General features: G+C 67.0%; 19 protein-coding genes, 1 pseudogene and 1 riboswitch. Of the genes and pseudogenes, 16 read left to right on the top strand and 4 right to left on the bottom strand.

Going from position 1 to position 20,040, the window contains the following annotated elements:
- On the top strand, window positions 1-1,650 hold a 1,650-nt coding region (locus tag CON76_RS13065), incomplete at its 5' end, for a hypothetical protein (RefSeq protein ID WP_420812918.1).
- Between the two features lie 88 nt (window positions 1,651-1,738).
- Here CON76_RS13065 and CON76_RS05875 read toward each other — a convergent pair.
- The 4 genes and pseudogenes from CON76_RS05875 to CON76_RS05860 form a co-directional block, all read right to left on the bottom strand.
- Window positions 1,739-2,035, bottom strand: a pseudogene (locus CON76_RS05875) (SWIB/MDM2 domain-containing protein).
- A gap of 122 nt (window positions 2,036-2,157) precedes the next feature.
- Window positions 2,158-2,970, bottom strand: coding sequence for a sulfite exporter TauE/SafE family protein (locus CON76_RS05870; protein WP_101102444.1), 813 nt, complete (start codon window positions 2,968-2,970; stop codon window positions 2,158-2,160).
- Window positions 2,971-3,281: 311 nt separating this feature from the next.
- The gene (locus tag CON76_RS05865) at window positions 3,282-3,608 is read right to left on the bottom strand and encodes a cell division protein ZapA (RefSeq protein WP_101102443.1); all 327 of its coding nucleotides are present in this window, start codon (window positions 3,606-3,608) and stop codon (window positions 3,282-3,284) included.
- Window positions 3,605-3,826, bottom strand: coding sequence for a DUF904 domain-containing protein (locus tag CON76_RS05860; RefSeq protein WP_101102442.1), 222 nt, complete (start codon window positions 3,824-3,826; stop codon window positions 3,605-3,607). Before CON76_RS05860 ends, CON76_RS05865 begins: the two co-directional genes overlap by 4 nt.
- 62 nt (window positions 3,827-3,888) lie before the next feature.
- Window positions 3,889-4,139, top strand: a riboswitch (cobalamin riboswitch).
- A 72-nt stretch (window positions 4,140-4,211) separates the two neighbouring features.
- Here CON76_RS05860 and CON76_RS05855 point away from each other — a divergent pair.
- From CON76_RS05855 to CON76_RS05785, 15 genes are all read left to right on the top strand, one after another.
- Window positions 4,212-6,071: a TonB-dependent receptor domain-containing protein gene (locus CON76_RS05855; RefSeq protein ID WP_101102441.1), complete on the top strand. Its 1,860-nt coding sequence runs from the start codon at window positions 4,212-4,214 to the stop codon at window positions 6,069-6,071.
- A 33-nt stretch (window positions 6,072-6,104) separates the two neighbouring features.
- Window positions 6,105-7,490, top strand: coding sequence for a cobyrinic acid a,c-diamide synthase CobB (locus tag CON76_RS05850; RefSeq protein WP_101102440.1), 1,386 nt, complete (start codon window positions 6,105-6,107; stop codon window positions 7,488-7,490).
- On the top strand, window positions 7,487-8,116 hold the full coding sequence (cobU, locus tag CON76_RS05845; protein ID WP_101102439.1) for a bifunctional adenosylcobinamide kinase/adenosylcobinamide-phosphate guanylyltransferase: 630 nt from the start codon (window positions 7,487-7,489) through the stop codon (window positions 8,114-8,116). The genes CON76_RS05850 and cobU overlap by 4 nt, the downstream gene beginning before the upstream one ends.
- Window positions 8,110-9,042: an ABC transporter substrate-binding protein gene (locus CON76_RS05840; RefSeq protein ID WP_420812917.1), complete on the top strand. Its 933-nt coding sequence runs from the start codon at window positions 8,110-8,112 to the stop codon at window positions 9,040-9,042. Before cobU ends, CON76_RS05840 begins: the two co-directional genes overlap by 7 nt.
- Window positions 9,042-10,130, top strand: a complete 1,089-nt coding sequence (locus tag CON76_RS05835) for a FecCD family ABC transporter permease (protein WP_101102437.1) — start codon at window positions 9,042-9,044, stop codon at window positions 10,128-10,130. The genes CON76_RS05840 and CON76_RS05835 overlap by 1 nt, the downstream gene beginning before the upstream one ends.
- Entirely contained in the window at window positions 10,127-10,891 is a 765-nt protein-coding gene (locus CON76_RS05830; protein WP_101102436.1) for an ABC transporter ATP-binding protein, read from the top strand. The genes CON76_RS05835 and CON76_RS05830 overlap by 4 nt, the downstream gene beginning before the upstream one ends.
- Window positions 10,892-10,905: 14 nt before the next feature.
- Window positions 10,906-11,487 (top strand): cob(I)yrinic acid a,c-diamide adenosyltransferase, encoded by a 582-nt coding sequence (gene cobO / locus CON76_RS05825; RefSeq protein ID WP_101102435.1) that lies wholly within the window; start codon window positions 10,906-10,908, stop codon window positions 11,485-11,487.
- The gene (gene bluB, locus CON76_RS05820; RefSeq protein WP_101102434.1) at window positions 11,487-12,188 is read left to right on the top strand and encodes a 5,6-dimethylbenzimidazole synthase; all 702 of its coding nucleotides are present in this window, start codon (window positions 11,487-11,489) and stop codon (window positions 12,186-12,188) included. The genes cobO and bluB overlap by 1 nt, the downstream gene beginning before the upstream one ends.
- 3 nt (window positions 12,189-12,191) lie before the next feature.
- Complete coding sequence (cbiB, locus tag CON76_RS05815) at window positions 12,192-13,175, top strand: adenosylcobinamide-phosphate synthase CbiB (protein WP_101102433.1); 984 nt, start codon at window positions 12,192-12,194, stop codon at window positions 13,173-13,175.
- Window positions 13,176-13,185: 10 nt separating this feature from the next.
- Window positions 13,186-14,244: an aminotransferase class I/II-fold pyridoxal phosphate-dependent enzyme gene (locus tag CON76_RS05810; protein WP_101102432.1), complete on the top strand. Its 1,059-nt coding sequence runs from the start codon at window positions 13,186-13,188 to the stop codon at window positions 14,242-14,244.
- 10 nt (window positions 14,245-14,254) lie between these two features.
- The gene (locus CON76_RS05805; RefSeq protein ID WP_240592781.1) at window positions 14,255-15,727 is read left to right on the top strand and encodes a cobyric acid synthase; all 1,473 of its coding nucleotides are present in this window, start codon (window positions 14,255-14,257) and stop codon (window positions 15,725-15,727) included.
- Between the two features lie 66 nt (window positions 15,728-15,793).
- Window positions 15,794-16,693 carry an HDOD domain-containing protein gene (locus tag CON76_RS05800; protein ID WP_145995346.1) on the top strand — a complete coding sequence of 300 codons (900 nt, stop codon included), beginning with the start codon at window positions 15,794-15,796 and terminating at the stop codon, window positions 16,691-16,693.
- Between the two features lie 41 nt (window positions 16,694-16,734).
- Window positions 16,735-17,796 carry a nicotinate-nucleotide--dimethylbenzimidazole phosphoribosyltransferase gene (gene cobT, locus CON76_RS05795; protein ID WP_101102429.1) on the top strand — a complete coding sequence of 354 codons (1,062 nt, stop codon included), beginning with the start codon at window positions 16,735-16,737 and terminating at the stop codon, window positions 17,794-17,796.
- Window positions 17,797-17,972: 176 nt separating this feature from the next.
- Window positions 17,973-18,281 carry a DUF485 domain-containing protein gene (locus CON76_RS05790; protein WP_101102428.1) on the top strand — a complete coding sequence of 103 codons (309 nt, stop codon included), beginning with the start codon at window positions 17,973-17,975 and terminating at the stop codon, window positions 18,279-18,281.
- Window positions 18,278-20,008, top strand: a complete 1,731-nt coding sequence (locus CON76_RS05785) for a cation acetate symporter (protein WP_101102427.1) — start codon at window positions 18,278-18,280, stop codon at window positions 20,006-20,008. Before CON76_RS05790 ends, CON76_RS05785 begins: the two co-directional genes overlap by 4 nt.
- Window positions 20,009-20,040 lie beyond the last annotated feature (32 nt).

Below are 20,040 nucleotides of genomic sequence, written 5' to 3'. Positions count from 1 at the left end.
GATAACGACGGCGTGCGCCCCAACGTGCCCGACGCCCTGCCCGAGCTGCCCGCCCCGCCCAGCGCGGACGGCGGGCGGCTCCAGCTTGACCCGCTGACGCTGCCCACCACCCCGGCGGCCACGTCCCAGCCAACACCGGCCGACCCTGGCAGCCCGCCCGTGCCCGATGCACCCGCCACCGATGGCGGTGGCACCGACGCGGCCCAGCTCCAGCGCCAGCTGCAACGCCTGCGCGAGGAGCAGGCCCAGCTGCGCCGCTCGATGGAGCTCGTCAACGCCCAGCTGGCGCAGGCGCAAAACAGCCCAGGTGCCGCAGGCTCAAACACGCTGCTGCTGTATGGCCTGTCCGGACTGGTGGCGGTGCTGGCCGGGGCCTTGGTGCTGGTCTGGCGCCGCCGCCAACCCGCCACCGCCAGCAGCGCACCCGCACCCTGGTGGATGCCAGGCCAGAAAACCACCTCCGCCAGCGACGACGACGCCCGCAGCGCCCCAACCCCCGCACCCACCCCGCTGCCCGACGCTCCCCCCCACGGCCTGACCGCCGTCAGCGGGCTGGAAGTGCTGGAAGACAGCGAGGACAACACCGAACTGCCCCCCTTGTCGGCCGCCGCCGCACCCGGCAGCACCCCCACGCCGCCACCCGCCACCCCTGCAGCCCCCACCGCGCCGCCCGCGCCGCAGCGCGTGGCCATCACGCTGGAGGAGTTGCTGCACCTGGCCGACAAGATCGCCTTCCTGGAAGGCCTGGGCCAGGACAGCGACGCCATGGAGCTGCTGGCCCAGTTCATCGAACAGCACCCGCTGGCCAGCGAGCTGCCCTACCTGTGGTGGGCAGAGCTGGCCGCCATCGCCCAGGACGACGTGGCACGCACGCAGGCCCAGGACGTGTACCAGCACCATTACGGCACCGCGCTGCCCACGGCGGCCGGGCGCAACGCCGCCGGGCTGGAGGACGACACCGCCTTCCTGCAGCAACTCGCGCCGCTGTGGCCTGGCCCCGCTGCGCTGCAGGCATTGGGCGCAGCCCTGCTCGAGCCCCACACGCTGCAAGTGCGCACCCTGCGCAGCCTGGAAGACGCCCTGTGGTTGTGCCAGATCCACGCCCAGCTTCAGCACGACAACGACAACGTCACACCGCCCGAAGCGGCCACCAGCACACTCGCGGCCATGCCCGCGCTGCCCGTCATCGACGCACAGGCCTTTGCCGCGCCCAGGGACACCGAAGCGCCTTTCATCGCGCCACCGGCCAGCGCTGCAGCCCCCTTGGCTGTGCCCGACGCGCTGGCGCAGCCCGAGGCGATCCAGATGTCCGACTGGCTCAGCGTGCACGAATTCGAGAGCACCCCAGCCCCGACGGCCTCACCCACCGTCGCGCCCAGCCCCGCCTTGGCCACCGGCCCCGGACTGCCCATGCTGGACCTGGACTTCACCCCCATGAGCAGCAACGCAGGCCGCGCACCCGTGGCCGCCCCGGCAGCACCCTCTGCCGGAGAATCTGCACCTGCAGTCACACCCAGCCCCACTCTTGGCCCGGATTCAGCCCCCCGCCCGGCCGAGGGCGCCACGCTGGACCTGCCGCCGCTGGAATTCGACCTGGGCGACCTGGGCGGCTTCCAGCCCCCCCGACCCCACACGCCGCCACAACCCTGACGTCCGGGCGTTCGCAGCCGCAGCACGCAGGCACAAAAAAACCGACGCAAGGTCGGTTTGCCAATGCAGGGCAGACGTGGTGTCTGGCTTAGGACAAGTGCTGGTTGAGCAGCTTGGTCATCTCAAACATCGACACTTGCGGCTTCTGGAAGATTTCCTTGAGCTTGGCGTCGGCGTTGATCATGCGCTTGTCGGCGCTGTCCTGCAGGTTGTGTTCCTTGATGTAGGCCTAGGCCTTTTTGGTCACTTCGGTGCGCGGCAGCGGATCCTTGCCCACGATGGCGGCCAGCTGTGCGCTGGGGGTCAACGGCTTCATGAAAGCGGCGCTGGGAGCGCGCTTGGCGGCAGGCGCGGCGGCGGGGGCTTTTTTTGCGGTAGTGGCCATGTTGAAAATCCTTGTAAGGTTGAGACATGCCGCACCCGCAGCAGGGCCACAGGCACGGACTTGGCATGCTAATCGCAAAGGCGGGGCTTTACGGGAAGCGGTTCGGTTTTTTTGCGCTTTTTCTAGGCCTTGAGGCCCTGGTACAGCATGTAGGCCGCCAGCAGGTACAGAATGCCCGCAAAAACGCGCTTGAGCGGCTTGACCGGCAGCGCGTGCGCCGCGCGCACGCCCACGGGCGCCATCAGCACGCTGGCACAGGCAATCACGCCCAGCGCGGGCAGGTACACATAACCCAGCGCGCCATCGGGCAGGCCCGCCACGCCCTGGCCCGCCAGCACAAAGCCCACCGTGTTGGCCAGCGCAATCGGAAAGCCCAGTGCTGCGCTGGTGGCCACCGCGTTGTGGATGGCCACGTTGCACCACGTCATGAACGGCACGCTGATGAAGCCACCGCCCGCGCCCACCAGCCCCGACAGCATCCCGATCACGCCGCCCGCGCCCAGCAGCCCCGGCGTGCCGGGCAGGGTGCGCGTGGGGGCCGGCTTCTTGTCCAGCAGCATCTGCGTGGCCGAAAACCCCACAAACCCGGCAAACACCAGCGCCAGCCAGCTGCCCTTGAGCACCGAGAAGATGCCCAGGCTGGCCACCGCCGCGCCCAGCACAATGCCGGGTGCGAGCCGCACCACCAGATCCCAGCGCACCGCGCCGCGCTTGTGGTGCGCGCGCACGCTGGAGATGGATGTGAACACGATGGTGGACATGGCGGTGGCAATGGCCATCTTGATCGCCAGGTCGGGCGCCACGCCGCGCTCGGCCACGATGGCGGCCACGAACGGCACCAGCACCATGCCGCCGCCTATGCCCAGCAGCCCCGCCAGAAAACCCGTACACAGCCCCAGCGCCGCCAGTTGCAGCATCAACACAGGTTCCAGCATGGCTTGAAGGGCTCCTAAAAAAACAAGGCAGGGCAGGGCAGAAACAACAACGCCGGGTGCAATCGCAGCCCGGCGGCGTGAAGCGTCAATTGACGCAACAGGAATGAGGGTGTCTGCCACCAGGGCCGGGCCGTCATCCTGAACCGGGGGTTCAGGTGGGCGAGGGCAACGCAGCTTCGGGTTCGTCTGACGCGAGACGATCGCACCCACTGCGCAATGTACCAAGCCCGGGCTCAAAGAGCATTGGTTCAAGGAAATATAAAGCCCGGCGGCTGTGGCAGACGCGCCCATTGTAGCGCCGCGCGCGGCACTCAGCTGGCCAGCGCGGCGTCCAGGCGTGCCAGCAGGGCTTGCAGCTGTGCCTCGGTCTGCAGCTGCTGCGCGGCCAGGCGGCTGGCTTCGCGCCCGGCGGCCTCGGCCTGCGTCAGCTCGAACGCCAGGTTGATGGCGGCCAGCACGCTGATGCGGTCGCGCGTGCGTATGCGGCCCGCGTCCTGGATGCTGCACATCACACGGTCCACGCGCTGCACCGCCTGCTGCAGTGCGGCTTCGCCGTCGGGCGGGCAGGCCAGCACGTAGGTCTGGCCCATGATGTAGACCGTGAGTTGCCGGTGCGGCGCGGCCGTGGCGGCGTTCATGGCGCGGCGTCTCCGGCGCTTGCGGCGGGCAGGCGGCGCAGCAGGGCCTCAAGCCGCACGCTGGCCTGCTGGGCCTGCTGCTGCAGCCGGTCGCGCTCCTGCGTGACGCGCTGCAGTTGTTGCTCCAAGGCGGCGTTGCGCTGCTGCAGGTCGGCGTGACGCTGCAACAGGCGCTCCACACGCTCGCTGATTTGATCGATGTAAGTCTGGGCGGCCATTTGGCGCACATTGTAGGGGCTGGCGCTGCGGGTGGGCGTCAGCCCGGTGTAGGCCCGCTGCGGCTAGAATCTGCGCTGTTGGTGCTCGCGGCGCGGTTTCTGTGCGCTGCAGTTCAACGGGAAGCTGGAGGAAAACCTGGCCTTGTCGGGCCGTTTTCTAACCAGCGCTGCCCCCGCAACGGTAAGCGGACGGGTGTTGCTGTTGGCAATGCCCCGCTTGTGTCTCCCAGCCACTGGGCGCGTTTGCGCGTCTGGGAAGGCGATGCAGGTTGTCTCCGTCAGCCCGGATACCGGCCAACAAGGGGGTGGTGCGCGCTGGCGCGCCGCTGTAACGCCCATGCACTGTCGGGGAAGGCGGTGAGGGCTGCGTGTCTGTCCTTTTGTCATGAAAACATCTGTTGTGCGCTCCCCGTTGTGGGCGGCGTTGCCATTGGCCGCCGGTATTGGCGCTGCTGTGTCCGTGCCCGTCTGGGCCCAATCTTCTTCCGTTTCTCCTGCGGCCACGGCGCTGTCCGAAACGGTGGTCACCGCCACCCGCACCGAACAACCTTTGAGCGATGTGGTGGCCGATGTGTCCATCATCGACCGGGACACCATAGCCCGCAGTGGTGCCACCGGCCTGGCCGATGTGCTGGACCGTTTGCCCGGCATTTCCATCACCCGCAACGGCGGCCCGGCGGCCACCACCAGCGTGTATGTGCGCGGTGCTGAGACGCGCTTTACGGCGGTGCTGATCGATGGTGTGCGCGTCGATACCCAATCCGGCAGCGGTGGGGCCAGCTGGAACGCGATCCCGTTGTCGCAAATTGAGCGCGTGGAAGTGCTGCGCGGCCCAGCGGCGGCGGTGTACGGCTCCGACGCCATTGGCGGGGTCATTCAAATCATCACCCGCAAAGGTGAAGCAGGCTTTGCGCCGTCGGTGGCGTTGGGCATGGGGTCGCACGGTACACGCCAGTTGGATGTGGCTTTAAGCGGGGCCAGTGGCGCGGTCGATTACGCGTTGGGTGTGACGCGCGAGCGTTCCGATGGCTTCAACGCCAAACCCGTGACAGGCCCGATGGACGAGGATGGCTACGACAGCACCGCGTTTTCGGCCCGTGTAGGCTGGGCAGTTGCCAACGGGCAGCGGCTGGAACTCACCGCCTTGCGCAACGAGGTTGATGGCGATTACGACAATTTTGGCTCCAAGACCGACACCGACCGCACCGCCAGCCACTTGCAGGTGCTGGGGTTGAACTGGTCGGCGCGCTGGAACGAACATTACGGCACACAAGTGCGGGTCAGCCAAAGCAAGGACCGCTACGAAACCGCCCCCAGCCCCTACCGCACCGACACCGAGATCACCAACTACTGGTGGGGCAACACGTGGCACGCGGGCGCACACCGTTTCTCGGTCGATGTGGAACGGCGCGAGGACGCGCTGGGCAACGCCAGCACCACGCCGCAGCAGACCGAGCGGGCCCAGAACGGGCTGGCGCTGGGCTACGGCTGGAACGCAGGCGACCACACGCTGCAACTCAACCTGCGCCACGACGACGACAGCGAATTCGGTGGCAAGAGCACGGGCAGCGCGGCCTACGCTTACCGTCTGGCACCGGGGTTGCGCGCCACGGCGGGCGCGGGCACGGCGTTTCGGGTGCCCACGCTGTACCAGCGTTTCAGCGCCTACGGCTTTGCGGGTTTGCGGCCCGAAACCTCGCACAACCTGGAACTGGGCCTCAAGCATGCGTGGCAGGGCCGCAGCTGGAGCGTGGTGGCGTACCGCAACCGCGTCTCCAACTTGATCAACTTTGGTGCGGCAGGCACCTGTGCCAGCGCATTTGGTTGCTACGAGAACACCGGGCGTGCCAGCTATGCCGGTGTCACGCTGGCGGGGGCGTACCCGCTGGGCGCGGTGCGGCTGCATGGTTCCTTCGATTGGATGGATCCGAAAAACCGCGACACGGGCTTGCAACTGGCGCGCCGGGCACAACGCCAGGCCAAGGCCGGGCTGGACACCCGCTGGCAACAGTGGACGCTGGGTGCCGAGGCGCAACTGGTGGCACACCGCTTTGACGATGCCAAGAACACCAAGCGTCTGGGGGGCTATGGGGTACTCAACCTCAGCGCCAGCCAGCCCTTGAGCCGCGACTGGACGTTGCAACTGCGCGCCGACAACCTGGGCGACAAGGCCTACGAGCAAGCGCAAGGCTACGCCACCGCCGGACGCACGCTGTACGCGGGTGTGCGCTGGCAGCCCAAGTAAGCGTCAGCCATCCCAGCCCCATCGCCCGACACCATGACCACCACGCCCACTTGCCCCGCCTTGCTGATTGCCGCGCCCGCTTCGGGCCAAGGCAAGACCACCATCACCGCCGCGCTGGCACGCTTGCTGACCCGGCAGGGGCAGCGGGTACGGGTGTTCAAGTGCGGGCCGGATTTTCTGGATCCCTACTGGCACCAGTTGGCCAGCGGTGCGCCCGTGTACCAGATCGATCTGTGGATGACGGGAGAAACCGACATCCGTGCCCGCCTGCACGCGGCAGCGCAAGAAGCCGATGTGATTCTGGTGGAAGGGGTGATGGGGCTGTTTGACGGCGAACCCAGCGCGGCCGATCTGGCGCAGTGTTTTGGCCTGCCGGTGCTGGCCGTGATCGATGCGTCGGCCATGGCGGGGACGTTTGGTGCGTTGGCGTTTGGTTTGCAGCACTACCGCCCCGGCCTGCCGTGGGCGGGTGTGTTGGCCAACCGCGTCGCCAGTGAACGCCACGCCAACATGCTGGCGGCAGGCATCCCCGATCCGCAACATTGGCTGGGCGCGCTACTGCGCAACCCGGCGTTGACCCTGCCGGAGCGCCACCTGGGCCTGACCGTGGCCACCGAACTGCCCGATGCACTGGCCCGCTTGGACGCTGCCGCCGATGCGCTGCTGTCCACCCCCTTGGGCCAGATGGTACCCGCCGACTGGCAACGCTGGGCTGTGCCGTTTGCTGCCCCCGCGTCTTGCCCCGAAGTGCCGCCTCTGCTGGCGGGCAAGACCGTGGCGGTGGCACGCGACGCGGCGTTGTGTTTCATTTACCAGGCCAACCTTGATACCTTGCACCAGTTGGGGGCCAAGGTGGTGTTTTTCTCGGTGTTGTCCGATGCCACCTTGCCCGCCTGTGATGCCGTCTGGTTGCCCGGCGGCTACCCCGAACTGCACGCCGAGGCCATCGGTGCCAACACCCCCTTGCGCGACAGCCTGCGCGCCCACGTGGCCGCAGGCCGCCCCGTGTGGGCCGAATGCGGCGGCATGATGCTGCTGTTTGAGGCGCTGGTGCAAAAAGATGGCAGCATCCACCCGATGTGGGGTCTGTTGCCGGGCCGTGTCACCATGCAGACCAAATTGACCGGGCTGGGGCCGCAACAGCTGGCGTTGCCCGCAGGCACCTTGCGCGGCCACACCTTCCATTACTCCAGTGCCAGCAGCACTGCGCCGGTGCTGGCGCGTACCTCCCGCCCCGACACCCTACCTGTGATGGACGCGGGCGAGGTGGTGTACCAAATCGGCTCGCTGCGCGCGAGCTATTTTCATGCGTGGTTCCCGTCCAGTCCGGTGGCAGCAGCCAGCCTGTTGTTGCCCAACGTCTTTCCTGAAGCCAACAGCGTGCCGGACGCGGCAGATACCCAAGAGCGCACGGCATGACCCATCCAACCCATTCGCTATCTCTTACCGAGGCAAGTACCGCGCCGCTGTCCATCGCCCGCAGCGAGCTGATTTTGGGCGGCCAGAAAAGCGGCAAATCGCGCCGCGCTGAACAGTTGGCCGCGGCTTGGCTGGCACGCAGCAGTGCGCACGATGCGGTGCTGGTGGCCACTGCCCAGCCGTGGGACGACGAGATGCGCCAACGCATCGCCCGCCACCAAGCCGACCGCGCGCAGCGCGTGCCCTGTATGCGCACGGCAGAAGAACCGCTGCACTTGGCCCAGGCCCTGACGCAGCACAGCACGCCCCACACCTTGCTGGTGGTGGATTGCCTGACCCTGTGGCTCACCAACCGCTTGATGCCCGCCCAGGGCAGTGGGGACGATCCTGTCGCGTTGCAGGTGGCGATAGAACAACTGCTGCATGCCATTGCCCACGCGCCCGGCCCGGTGGTGTTGGTGGGCAACGAAATCGGCTTGGGCGTGATTCCACTGGGGCGCGAGGTGCGCGCTTTTGTCGATGCGCTGGGCCAGTTGAACCAGGCCGTGGCCGCTACCTGCCAGCGCGTGACGCTGATGGCCGCTGGCCTGCCATTGACATTGAAACAGGAGGCGCAACCATGTTGAGCCGTTGGTGTCTGGCTTGGGCATGGATGGCGGTGGTTGCGGGGCCAGCATCAGCGCAGCCCAGCCCCGTTCAGCCAGTGGCAACGCCTGCGGTGTCGTCGGTGCAGTTGCAAGACGACCGTGGCCGTCCATTGCGTCTGAACCGGCCACCGCAGCGCATCGTGAGCCTGTTGCCGTCGCTGACCGAGATGGTCTGCCAGCTCGACCAATGCCACCGCTTGGTGGGGGTAGACCGCTATTCCACCTGGCCCGCGCAGATTGTCACACTGCCCCGCGTTGGGGGTGGACTGGACCCGAACATTGAGGCGATTGTCGCGTTGCGCCCCGATGTGGTGCTGGCCGCCACCTCGTCGCGTGCCAGCGACCGCTTGCTGGCGCTGGGCATACCCGTGCTGGCGCTGGAACCCAAAACGCACGCCGACGTGCGGCGCGTGCTGGACAAGGTGGGCACCTTGCTGGGCGTGCGTGACGCGCAACAGGTCTGGCGCCACATCGACGCTGGCGTGTCGGCGGCGGCGCAATCTTTGCCCGCCCATGTGCGCCAGACGCGGGTGTATTTCGAGGTTAACCGGGGCCCGTACGGGGCTGGGGCCAGCTCCTTCATCGGGGAGACGCTGGCGCGCTTGGGCGCACAAAACATTTTGCCCGCCACGCTGGGCCCGTTCCCTAAGCTGAACCCGGAATACATCGTGCGCGCCAACCCGGATGTCATCATGGTGGGCGAGCGCAACGCCGAGGGTCTGGCGCAGCGTCCAGGCTGGCACAGCATCCGCGCGGTGCGCGAGGGGCGTGTCTGTGTGTTCCCGGCGCAAGAATCCGATGTGCTGGTGCGCCCTGGCCCACGCATGGCCGAGGCCGCACGGCTGATGGCGCGTTGCCTGGCCGACAAAGCCCCCACGGCCAAGGCGGGTGGAGCACGTTCCTGATGGCGGCATCACGCGCTACCGGTTGGTTATGGGCTTTGCTCTTGGCGGCGCTGCTGTTGCTGGCGTTGGGTGTGTGCGTGGGCAGCACCGGCTTTGAAAACCTGTGGCGCATCTGGCTCGACCCGCACGCCGATCCGGCGGAACGCGCGATGGTGCAACAAATTGTGTGGGAAATCCGCTTGCCCCGTACCTTGGGTGCGTGGGCGGCTGGCGCGTTGCTGGGGCTGGCGGGGGCGGTGGCGCAAGGGCTGTTCCGCAACCCGCTGGCCGACCCATACCTGCTGGGCAGCGCCTCGGGGGCATCCTTGGGCGTGGCGGCGGCGTTGGCCGCTATTGGCGGTGGGGCGGGTATGGTCGGGGGCGGCAGCATGATGAACGGTGCCGTGGCCGTGGGGTTGTTTTCCAGCAACGTGTGGGTGCGGCTGGGCCTGACCGGGGCCGCTTTTGCCGGGGCCGTGTTGGCGGTGCTGTTGACGTTGGCGCTGGCGCGCGGTGTGGGCCACACCTTGCGGCTGTTGCTGGCCGGGGTGGTGGTGGGTGTGGTGCTGGGGGCCATGACCTCGTTGCTGCTGCTGTTCTCGCCCGATTCATTGCAAGCCATGCAAGCCTTCATGCTGGGTTCCACCGGCTTTGTGGGGTGGACATCGTGGGCGCTGATGTTTGGCGTTTGGTGCCTGTGCGCGCTGGTGGCTTGGTCACTGGCCCGCGTGCTGGATGGCTTGAGTTTGGGCGAGGCCACCGCCATCAGCCTGGGGCTGCCACTGGGGCCGTTGCGCGCCGCTTTGGTGGCTGTGCTGGCACTGGCCACCGGCACCGCTGTGGCACAGACGGGCTTGATCGCGTTTGTCGGGCTGGCGGCACCGCATCTGGTGCGGGCCATCGTCAAAGTGGCGCACCGGCGGCTGATGCTGCTGGCCAGCTTGACGGGCGGGGTGTTGCTCACCAGTGCCGATTTGCTGGCCCGTGGCCTGCTGGCACCGCAGGAGTTGCCCGTGGGTATTTTGACCGCTGTGTTGGGTGGGGGTTATCTGTTGTGGCTGATGCACCGCCGCACGGGCGGCTTGTCGGCGGTAAGGGGGGGCGCATGACCGAGGCTTTTGCACTGGAGAACGTGTGCGCTTACATGGGTGGCAAGCCCATCTTGCAGGGGCTGACACTGAACTTGGCGGCAGGGCGCTGGACCAGCATCGTCGGCCCCAACGGCGCGGGCAAATCCACCTTGCTCAAGGTGCTGGCGGGGTTGCTGCCCGCCAGTGGTCGGGTGGGTTTTTTGGGCAAGCCGTTGTCGGCGTGGTCGCGCGCTGAGCGTGCGCGTGCGTTGTCGTGGCTGGGCCAAAATGAAAGCGCTGCCGACGACCTGACCGCCTACGACGTGGCGATGCTGGGGCGGCTGCCGCACCAGCCTTGGTTGTCCGCGCCCAGCGCTGCCGACCACGCCGCCGTGGAACACGCCTTGCGCACCACCCAGGCCTGGGATTGGCGACAACGCCCGCTGGGGGCGCTGTCCGGGGGCGAACGCCAGCGCGTGCTGCTGGCCCGTGCTTTGGCGGTGCAAGCGCCGGTGCTGCTGATGGACGAACCACTGGCCAACCTCGACCCACCGCACCAAACCGACTGGCTGGCGCTGGTGCGCCAACTGGTGCAGACGGGCACCACCGTGATCAGCGTGTTGCACGAAATCTCGGTGGCGCTGCACGCCGACGACGTTCTCATCCTCCAGCAAGGCTGCGTCTTGCACCACGGCCCCTGTGACGCACCCACCGCCCACCGTGCGCTGGAGCACGTGTTCGACCACCGCATCGCCATCCACCCGCTGGCCGGGCAATGGGTGGCGCTGCCCCGACTCTGATTGTGAAACTTACCATGCAAATTGAAACCCCACCCACCGAAAAACGCTACGACAAAGCCGAAGGCGAACGCCGTGGCCTGCTGATCGTCAACACCGGGGACGGCAAAGGCAAGAGCACCGCCGCGTTTGGGCTGGCACTGCGCGCTTTTGGCCGCACCCACGTCCACCACAAGCTGGTCAAGATCTACCAGTTCATGAAAGTGCCCAGCGCCCGTTTTGGCGAACACCGCATTTTTGAGCAACTGGGCCTGCCCGTGGAAGGTTTGGGCGATGGCTTTAGCTGGAAAAGCAAAGACCTGGACCACTCCGCCGAACTGGCCCGCCAAGGTTGGGCCAAGGCGCGCGACACCATTTTGGGCGGCGCACACTTCATGGTGGTGCTGGACGAACTGACCTACCCCTTGATCTACGGCTGGATCCCGCTGGACGACGTGCTCACCACGCTGCAACAGCGGCCCAAGGATGTCCATGTCGTCATCACGGGCCGCCGTTGCCCGCCTGAGATCATCACCATCGCCGACACCGTGACCGAAATGACGCTGGTCAAGCACGCATTTCAGGCGGGCATTCCCGCCCAACGTGGTATCGAAGACTGATGCCCGATCGCCACGACCACCACGCCTTGCAGCAGGTGCCCGCCACCGCCTTTACCTCCGCAGAGGCGGCGGCGGTGTACCGTGCCATCCGTGAACGGCGCGACATGCGCCACTTCTGTGGTGGCTCGGTCGCGCCCGAGGTCTTGCAGCGTTTGTTGCAAGCCGCGCATTACGCGCCCAGCGTAGGCTTCATGCAGCCGTGGCGTTTTGTCCGGGTGCAAGAAGCGGCCCGCCGCCGGCAACTGCATGCGCTGATCGAAGCCGAACGCTTGGCCACCGCCCGCGCCTTGGGTGAACGCGAGGACGAGTTCATGCGCCTCAAAGTGCAAGGCGTGCTGGAGGCCGCCGAGGTGCTGGTGGTGGCGCTGGCCGATGGGCGCGAACGCCACATCTTTGGCCGCCGCACCTTGCCCGAGATGGATCTGGCTTCCGCCGCCTGCGCCATCCAAAATCTGTGGTTGGCCGCCCGCGCCGAAGGGCTGGGATTGGGTTGGGTCTCACTGTTCGACCCGGTCAGCGTGAAAAACTTGCTGGACATGCCCACGGGCGCACACCCGATTGCCGTGTTGTGTCTGGGGCCTGTCGCGGGCTATTACACCGAACCCATGCTGGCACAAACCGGCTGGGCGCAACGCGCCGCGTTGTCCGATCTGGTGTTTGACGACCGCTGGGGCCAGGCCAGCAACTTGTTTTCCGGTTAAGCCATGCTGGAACCCCACATCGCTGCGTTGGCCGTGCTGCTGGCGCTGGCCATCGACCGCTGGTACGGTGAGCCGCCCGCAGCGTGGCACCCGGTGGTGTGGATGGGGCGCTTGCTGGGTGCACTGGGCCGGCACATTGCGCCACCAACTTCAGCCCACATGCCCCCCCAATCGGCCAACTTGCCGCGTGCTCGCCCGTTCGTGCTGGGTGCTTTGGCTTGGACGTTGGGGGCGGTGCTGGTCACGGGATTGGCGCTGGCGTTGCAAACCCTGTTCTGGCACACCTTGCCCGCTTGGGCCTGTGCCTTGACGCTGGGGATGTGGCTCAAGCCGCTGTTCGCTTGGCGCATGTTGCACGATGAAGTGGGTGCCGTGGAAGCAGCGCTGCAACAATCGCTGGTGCAGGGGCGGGAGCGCCTGTCGTGGTTGTGCAGCCGCGACGTGAGCCAACTCACCGAAGCCCAAGTGCGCGAAACCGCCATCGAAACCTTGGCCGAAAACCTCAACGATTCGGTGGTGGCCCCGCTGTTCTGGTTTGCGGTGGCCGGATTGCCGGGTGCGGCGCTGTACCGCTGGGCCAACACCGCCGATGCCATGTGGGGCTACCGGGGCGAACGCGGGGGCTGCGACTGGACGTGGGCCGGCAAATGGGCCGCCCGTGCCGACGATGCGCTCTCTTGGTTGCCTGCACGTTTGACGGGTGTGGCGCTGATGTTGCTGTCGTCCAACCCATCACGCACACGCTGGGGCCAGTGGTGGCGCGAGACGGGCATCACCCCATCCCCCAATGGTGGCTGGCCGATGGCCGCAATGGCCTTGGCCTTGGGAGTGCAACTGGGCAAGCCTGGGGTGTATGTTCTCAACGCCAGCGCACCGCCCCCCTGTGCGCCCGACACTGCACGCGCCCAGCGACTGGCCGCAGCGGTGGTGGTCGTCATCGTGGGCATGGCGGGGCTGGCGCTGCTGGTCGGCTGGGCCAGCGTGTAGCATCACCGCCATGGCCCGGCTTCCAATTCTCACCCCCACCACGTCGCAGCACGCTGTGCCACAGCGCCAGCACGGGGGCACCGATGCACGCGGCCCTGCGCGCTGGGATTTTTCCACCAACAGCAACGCCTGCGGCCCTTGCCCCACCGTGCTGCAAGCGGTGCAGCAGGCCGATGCCAGCCGTTACCCCGATGCCACGTACACCGCTTTGCGGCACGCCTTGGCCGATTTTCACGGCGTGGAACCGGGCCAAATCGTGCTGGCCGCCAGCGCCAGCGAAGCGATTCAGCGTATGACCGCAGCTTGCGTGCGCTTGGCTGTGCCGGGGCAGGGCAGCAGCGTCAGCGTGCCCTGTCCAGCGTATGGCGACTACGCCCACGCCGCCCACGCCTGGGGCTGGCCCGTGATTCACCGCCCACACGGCCAACCATTTGTTGCCACAGCCAGCACCCTGCATTGGTACTGTGACCCCGCCAGCCCCACCGGACAAGACATGCCGTCGCCCACCGCGCAGCCATGGCCCCGTGGCGTATGGGTGCTGGACCGCGCCTACCACCCCTTGCGCCTGCATGGCACCTGTGGCTGGTCTGCCGACGCGCTCAACCATGTGTGGCAACTCTGGAGCCCCAACAAGGCACTGGGCCTGACCGGCGTGCGTGCTGCGTACCTCATCGCCCCAGCCAATGCCGACGGCACCTTGTTGCGTACATTGGAAGCCTTGGCACCCTCATGGCCCATTGGCGCGCACGGTGTGGCCATGTTGCACGCCTGGACGCAACCCGACACCCACACTTGGCTGGCGGCCAGCCGCGACACCTTGCGCCATTGGCACACCGAACAACTCGGACAACTCACGCAACGCGGCTGGACGTTTTTACCCAGCCAAACCCCCTTTGCCTGCGGCCAACCCCCGCACCCGCTGGATTTGGAATGGCTGCACCAACGCTTTGGCGTGCGCCTGCGCGACACCACCAGCATGGGCTTGCCGGGTCACTGCCGCCTCAGTGCCCAGCCGCCAGCGGCTCAGGCCGCTTTGCTGCATGCACTGGACCACCACACCCATTCCTGAAGCAACACAAATGTCCCACAACCTCGCTCCTTGCATCATGGTGCTGGGCACCACCAGCGGTGCTGGCAAAAGCTGGCTCACCACCGCGTTGTGCCGCCACTACGCGCGGTCGGGCCTCAAAGTGGCCCCCTTCAAAGCCCAGAACATGAGCAACAACGCCCGCGTCGTGGCCGGACCGGGGAGGCAGTGGGGCGAGATAGGTTCCGCGCAGTACTTTCAGGCCTTGGCCGCCCGCGCGGTGCCCGATGTGCGCATGAACCCGCTGCTGCTCAAGCCCGAAGCCGACACGCGCAGCCAAGTGGTGCTGCTGGGCCAGGTCAACCCGGAACTGACCGCCATGCCGTGGCGTGGCCGCAGCGAACACGTCTGGCCCCACATCACCCAAGCGTTGGACAATCTGCGCGCCGAGCACGATCTCGTGGTCATCGAAGGCGCGGGCTCGCCCGCTGAAATCAACCTGCACAGCAGCGACATCGTCAACATGCGCGTGGCCCGCCACGCCAACGCCCGCTGCTTGCTCGTCACCGACATCGACCGGGGCGGGGCCTTCGCCCACCTGTACGGCACCTGGGCACTGCTGCCCCAAGAAGAACAACGCCTTATCCACGGCTTTGTGCTCAACAAGTTCCGGGGCGATGCCAGCTTGCTGGCCCCCGCACCGCAGATGCTGCACAACCTGACCGGCGTGCCCACCGTGGCCACCTTGCCCATGTGGTGGCAACACGGCTTGCCCGAAGAAGACGGCGTGTTCGACGACCGCAGCACCACCGCAGGCCCCGTGCGCCTGACCGTGACGGTGGTGGCCTACCCGCGCATCAGCAATTTGGACGAGTTCCAGCCCCTCAAGAACGTGCCCGGTGTCAAGCTGCTGTGGGCGCGCAGCCCAGCCGATCTGGTGGGGGCGGACTGGGTGATCCTGCCCGGCAGCAAACACACCAGCGCCGATCTGGCCTGGTTGCGCACCCAGGGGCTGGACACCGCCATCGCGCACCACGCGGCCCAGGGCAGGGCGGTGCTGGGCATCTGTGGGGGCCTGCAAATGCTGGGCGAGGCCTTGATCGACCCGCACGGCATCGACGGCAATGCCCCCGGCCTGGGCTTGCTGCCTGTGGTCACACAGTTTGAACGCAACAAGACTGTGCAACCGATACACACCCAATTTGGCGCTTTGCCCGCTGGGCCGTGGGCGGCGTTATCGGGGGTGGCGGTGCAGGGCTACGAGATACACCACGGCCAGACCGTGCCGCACCCCGCCATGCTGGCGGCGGGGCAAGTGGCCCACCCCGTCTTGCCACACGGAGGCTGGTGCAACGCCCAAGGCAACGTGCTGGGCCTGTACCTGCACGGTCTGCTGGAAGAACCGCACGTGCTGCAAGCCCTGTTTGGCGCACAGGTGCCCACACTCGACACCGTGTTTGACGCATTGGCCGACTACATCGCGCAACACTTTGCCCCGGGCACTTTGGCCGCGTTGCAGGGGTGAAGCGGCCCCGTATCCGCCACAATACAGGCCTGTGCCACCCGTAGCACCCACCCGCTTGCATTGAAAGTGCCTGATGTGACCGCCTGCGCCGACCCGCCCCCCGCCACCGCCTGCCGCGTCCAGACCACGCTCAGTATCTCGCTGCGCGAGCTGGGCATCCCGCCGCGCCCGGCCATCATGGACGCCGTGGAGCGCGAGGCCGCCAAGGACGAGGCCGACTTCTGGGCCTTGCAAGCCCTGATCTCTGCCGACGTGGCCCTGTCGGCGGGCCTGATCAAGGTCGCCAACTCCGCGCTGTTTGGCGGGCGCCACGTCGCCGTGTCGGTGTACGACGCGGTGCGCAAGCTTGGGCTGCAACAGGTGGCGCGCACCATTGCCGCGCTGTCGCTGCAGCGCGTGTTTGCCCACGTGCCGCAGATGGAACGCTTCTGGGACAGCTCTTTCAGAACCGCCTGCCTGGCGGCCTGGCTGGCGCAGCAACTGCCCGGTGCCAAGACGGTGGGCGTGCCCGACGTGTACTCCTACACCCTGTTCCGCGATGCGGGCATTCCGGCGCTGCTGGTGCCTCTGGGCCCCATTTACCGCGACGTGCTGCAACAGGCCAACCGCAACCACGAGCTGCCCTTCACCGAAATTGAACACCACGCGCTGGACGTCAACCACGCCCTGCTGGGCGCTGAACTGGCCCGCACCTGGGGCCTGCCGCCCGAAATGCTGGCCGCCATCGCCCACCACCACGACGCTGCGGCCATTGCGGGCCAGCGCCCCGGGGTGCCACTGCGCGCACGCCAGATGATCGCGCTGGCCCAGCTGGCCGAATACCTGTGGCAGTGCCAGTCCGGCCAGGCCATGACCTGCGAATGGATCAAGCTCGGCCCCGCGTGCCTGGACGTGCTGGCGCTGCCCGCCGACGACCTGCCGCTGTGGCTGGAGCGCAGCATCGAAATCACCGCCACCGCCCACTGAATCCTCCCGCCGCTCCCGGCCTGTCCTTGCCCGCTTGATCCATGCCCACCGCCCCGTTTGCCGACCTGACCCTGCCCACCGTCCCCGACCTGACCGAGCCCGTGTTGCAGTCCGACTTGCAACACCTCATCGACCAGAAAACCAAGCCCCTGGGCGCGCTGGGACAGCTGGAGGCACTGGCACTGCGCCTGGGGCAGATCCTGGGCAGCACCCAGCCCACCTTGCAGGCGCCGCAGCTGGTGGTGTTTGCCGCCGACCATGGCCTGGCCGCGCGCGGCGTGTCGGCCTACCCCAGCGACGTGACCTGGCAGATGGTGCAGAACTTTCTGGCTGGCGGCGCGGCGGTGAGCGTGCTGGCACGCCAGCACGGCATCGCCCTGACCGTGGCCGACTGCGGCGTGCGGCACGACTTTGCGCCCCAGCCGGGACTGCACCTGTGCAAGATCGCCCCCGGCACCGCCGACGCCAGCACCGCCCCCGCCATGACCGCAGCCCAATGCACCCAGGCGCTGCAACACGGCATGGCCCTGGTGCGCCAGCTGCCCGGCAACGCCCTGCTGCTGGGCGAGATGGGCATAGGCAACACCTCGTCCGCCGCCTTGCTGCTGGCGCGACTGGGCCAGCTCGACATTGCCGACTGCACCGGCGCCGGCACCGGCCTGGACGAGCCCGCCATCCAGCGCAAGACCACCATCCTGCGCGAAGTGCTGCTGCGCCACGAAGCGGCCACCCAGCCGCTGGACGTGCTGGCCGCCTTGGGCGGGTTCGAGATCGCCACCATGGTCGGCGCCGTGCTGCAGGCCGCTGCCGAGCGCCGCGTCATCCTGGTCGATGGCTTCATCACCGGCGCGGCGGTGCTGGTGGCCAGCCGCCTGCAGCCGCACGTGCTGCAACGCTGCGTGTTCGCCCACCGCTCCGGCGAGCGCGGCCACGCCCTCATGCTGGCCCAGCTGCACGCCCAGCCGCTGCTGGACCTTGGCCTGCGCCTGGGCGAAGGCTCCGGCGCGGCGCTGGCCTGGCCGCTGCTGGTGTCGGCCTGCGCCATCCTGCGCGACATGGCCAGCTTCAACGCCGCCGGCGTGGCGCAACGCGACACCATTTGAGGCCCCGATCACGGCCGGTTTGTATCAGGGTTTTCTCTGGGGAGGGGAAACCCTTGCTTTGATCGAGCTGACACCGCAACGTAAGCCGATCGTCAGTCCCTCTTTCAAGAATGGCCCAGTGTGAACAACAGCCTGTTGTTGTTCGATTTTCCAGCCACCCTCAAGAGGAGACACTCATGAGAGATCCCGTGATCGAAAAGATCCTAAAACACCCCAAATACCAGGAGCTGCAAACCAAGCGCAATGGTTTTGGCTGGGCCCTGACACTGTTGATGCTGGTCGTGTACTACGGCTACATCGCGCTGATCGCCTTCAACAAGCCCTTCCTGGCACAACCGCTGGGCGAGGGCGTGACCTCGCTGGGCATCCCGATCGGCTTTGGCGTGATCATCTTCACCATTGCCATCACCGGCCTGTACGTCGCGCGCGCCAACGGCGAATTTGACGAGCTGACCAAAGACATCCTGAAGGACGCCGCCAAATGAAGCAGCAGACCCGTATGACCTTTGCGGCACTGCTGGCCCTGGCGGCCAGCAGTGCGGCGCTTGCCGCTGGCGGCGACGTGGGTGAGGCTGCCAAGCAGGCCACCAACTGGACCGCCATCGTCATGTTCGGCCTCTTTGTGGCCGGCACGCTCTACATCACCAAATGGGCCGCGGCCAAGACCAAGTCCGCCGCCGACTTCTACACCGGCGGTGGCGGCATCACCGGCTTCCAGAACGGCCTGGCCATCGCGGGCGACTACATGTCGGCCGCCTCCTTCCTGGGTATTTCCGCCGCCGTGATGGCCAACGGCTACGACGGCCTGATCTACTCGATCGGCTTCCTGGTCGGCTGGCCCATCATCACCTTCCTGATGGCCGAGCGCCTGCGCAACCTGGGCAAGTTCACCTTTGCCGACGTGGCCGGTTACCGCTTCAAGCAAACCCCCATCCGCGCCTTTGCCGCATCGGGCACTCTGGTGGTGGTGGCCTTCTACCTGATTGCCCAGATGGTGGGTGCCGGTCAGCTCATCAAGCTGCTGTTCGGTCTGGACTACGCCTACGCCGTGATCATCGTGGGCGTGCTGATGATGGTGTACGTGATGTTCGGCGGCATGACCGCCACCACCTGGGTGCAGATCATCAAGGCCTGCCTGCTGCTGGCCGGCGTGACCTTCATGGCCATCATGGTGCTGGCCCAGTTCGGCTTCAGCCCCGAGGCCCTGTTCGCCCGTGGCGTGGAAGTCAAGACCGCCCTTGCAGCCAACGCTGGCAAGAGCCCCGAGGAAGCCGCCGCCGCTGGCCTGTCCATCATGGGCCCGGGTGGCTTCATCAAGGATCCGATCTCCGCCATCAGCTTCGGCATGGCACTGATGTTCGGTACCGCCGGTCTGCCGCACATCCTGATGCGCTTCTTCACCGTGCCGGACGCCAAGGAAGCGCGCAAGTCCGTGTTCTGGGCCGCCACCTGGATCGGCTACTTCTACGTGCTGATCTTCATCATCGGCTTTGGCGCCACCACCCTGGTGCTGACCAACCCCGAGTTTGCCGATACCGCCACGGGCGTGATCCACGGTGGTGCAGGTACCGCCAACATGGCCGCTGTGCTGGTGGCCAAGGCCGTCGGTGGTGACATCTTCTTCGGCTTTATCTCTGCCGTGGCTTTCGCCACCATCCTGGCCGTGGTGGCTGGCCTGACGCTGTCGGGTGCCTCCGCCGTGTCGCACGACCTGTACGCCACCGTGTTCAAGAAGGGCAAGGCCGACAGCGCCTCCGAGCTGAAGGTATCGCGCATGACCACCCTGGCCCTGGGCGTGATTGCCGTGGTGCTGGGCATCGCCTTCGAGAAGCAGAACATCGCCTTCATGGTGTCGCTGGCCTTCGCGATTGCCGCGTCCGCCAACTTCCCGGTGCTGTTCATGTCGGTGCTGTGGAAGGATTGCACCACCAAGGGTGCCGTCATCGGTGGCTTCCTGGGCCTGATCGCCTCCGTGGTGCTGACCGTGGTGTCGCCGTCGGTGTGGGAAGCCACGCTGGGCAACCCCAAGGGTTCGGCCTGGTTCCCGTACAGCTCGCCGGCCCTGTTCTCCATGACCATCGGCTTTGTGGGTGTGTGGCTGTTCTCGATCCTGGACCGCAGCGAAAGCGCCACCCAGGAACGTGCCGCCTACATCCTGCAAAAGGTGCGTTCGGAAACCGGTCTGGGTGCCTCCGCCGCCTCCGACCACTGATCTGGACGACACAAGGGGACAACCCCTTGTCA

This window comes from Macromonas bipunctata (assembly GCF_002837135.1).
GTDB lineage: Bacteria > Pseudomonadota > Gammaproteobacteria > Burkholderiales > Burkholderiaceae_C > Macromonas_A > Macromonas_A bipunctata.
Note: the sequence above shows the minus strand (reverse complement) of the source record. Positions and strands in the feature narration are given on the sequence as shown.

Excerpts from the sequence above, each read along its gene's own strand:
- CON76_RS05870 (WP_101102444.1), bottom strand. The coding sequence starts at position 2,970 with ATGCTGGAACCTGTGTTGATGCTGCAACTGGCGGCGCTGGGGCTGTGT.
- CON76_RS05790 (WP_101102428.1), top strand. The coding sequence starts at position 17,973 with ATGAGAGATCCCGTGATCGAAAAGATCCTAAAACACCCCAAATACCAG.
- cobO (WP_101102435.1), top strand. The coding sequence starts at position 10,906 with ATGCAAATTGAAACCCCACCCACCGAAAAACGCTACGACAAAGCCGAA.
- CON76_RS05785 (WP_101102427.1), top strand. The coding sequence starts at position 18,278 with ATGAAGCAGCAGACCCGTATGACCTTTGCGGCACTGCTGGCCCTGGCG.
- CON76_RS05855 (WP_101102441.1), top strand. The coding sequence starts at position 4,212 with ATGAAAACATCTGTTGTGCGCTCCCCGTTGTGGGCGGCGTTGCCATTG.
- CON76_RS05840 (WP_420812917.1), top strand. The coding sequence starts at position 8,110 with ATGTTGAGCCGTTGGTGTCTGGCTTGGGCATGGATGGCGGTGGTTGCG.
- CON76_RS05850 (WP_101102440.1), top strand. The coding sequence starts at position 6,105 with ATGACCACCACGCCCACTTGCCCCGCCTTGCTGATTGCCGCGCCCGCT.
- cobU (WP_101102439.1), top strand. The coding sequence starts at position 7,487 with ATGACCCATCCAACCCATTCGCTATCTCTTACCGAGGCAAGTACCGCG.
- cbiB (WP_101102433.1), top strand. The coding sequence starts at position 12,192 with ATGCTGGAACCCCACATCGCTGCGTTGGCCGTGCTGCTGGCGCTGGCC.
- CON76_RS05860 (WP_101102442.1), bottom strand. The coding sequence starts at position 3,826 with ATGGCCGCCCAGACTTACATCGATCAAATCAGCGAGCGTGTGGAGCGC.
- CON76_RS05830 (WP_101102436.1), top strand. The coding sequence starts at position 10,127 with ATGACCGAGGCTTTTGCACTGGAGAACGTGTGCGCTTACATGGGTGGC.
- CON76_RS05810 (WP_101102432.1), top strand. The coding sequence starts at position 13,186 with ATGGCCCGGCTTCCAATTCTCACCCCCACCACGTCGCAGCACGCTGTG.
- CON76_RS05835 (WP_101102437.1), top strand. The coding sequence starts at position 9,042 with ATGGCGGCATCACGCGCTACCGGTTGGTTATGGGCTTTGCTCTTGGCG.
- CON76_RS05805 (WP_240592781.1), top strand. The coding sequence starts at position 14,255 with ATGTCCCACAACCTCGCTCCTTGCATCATGGTGCTGGGCACCACCAGC.
- bluB (WP_101102434.1), top strand. The coding sequence starts at position 11,487 with ATGCCCGATCGCCACGACCACCACGCCTTGCAGCAGGTGCCCGCCACC.
- cobT (WP_101102429.1), top strand. The coding sequence starts at position 16,735 with ATGCCCACCGCCCCGTTTGCCGACCTGACCCTGCCCACCGTCCCCGAC.
- CON76_RS05865 (WP_101102443.1), bottom strand. The coding sequence starts at position 3,608 with ATGAACGCCGCCACGGCCGCGCCGCACCGGCAACTCACGGTCTACATC.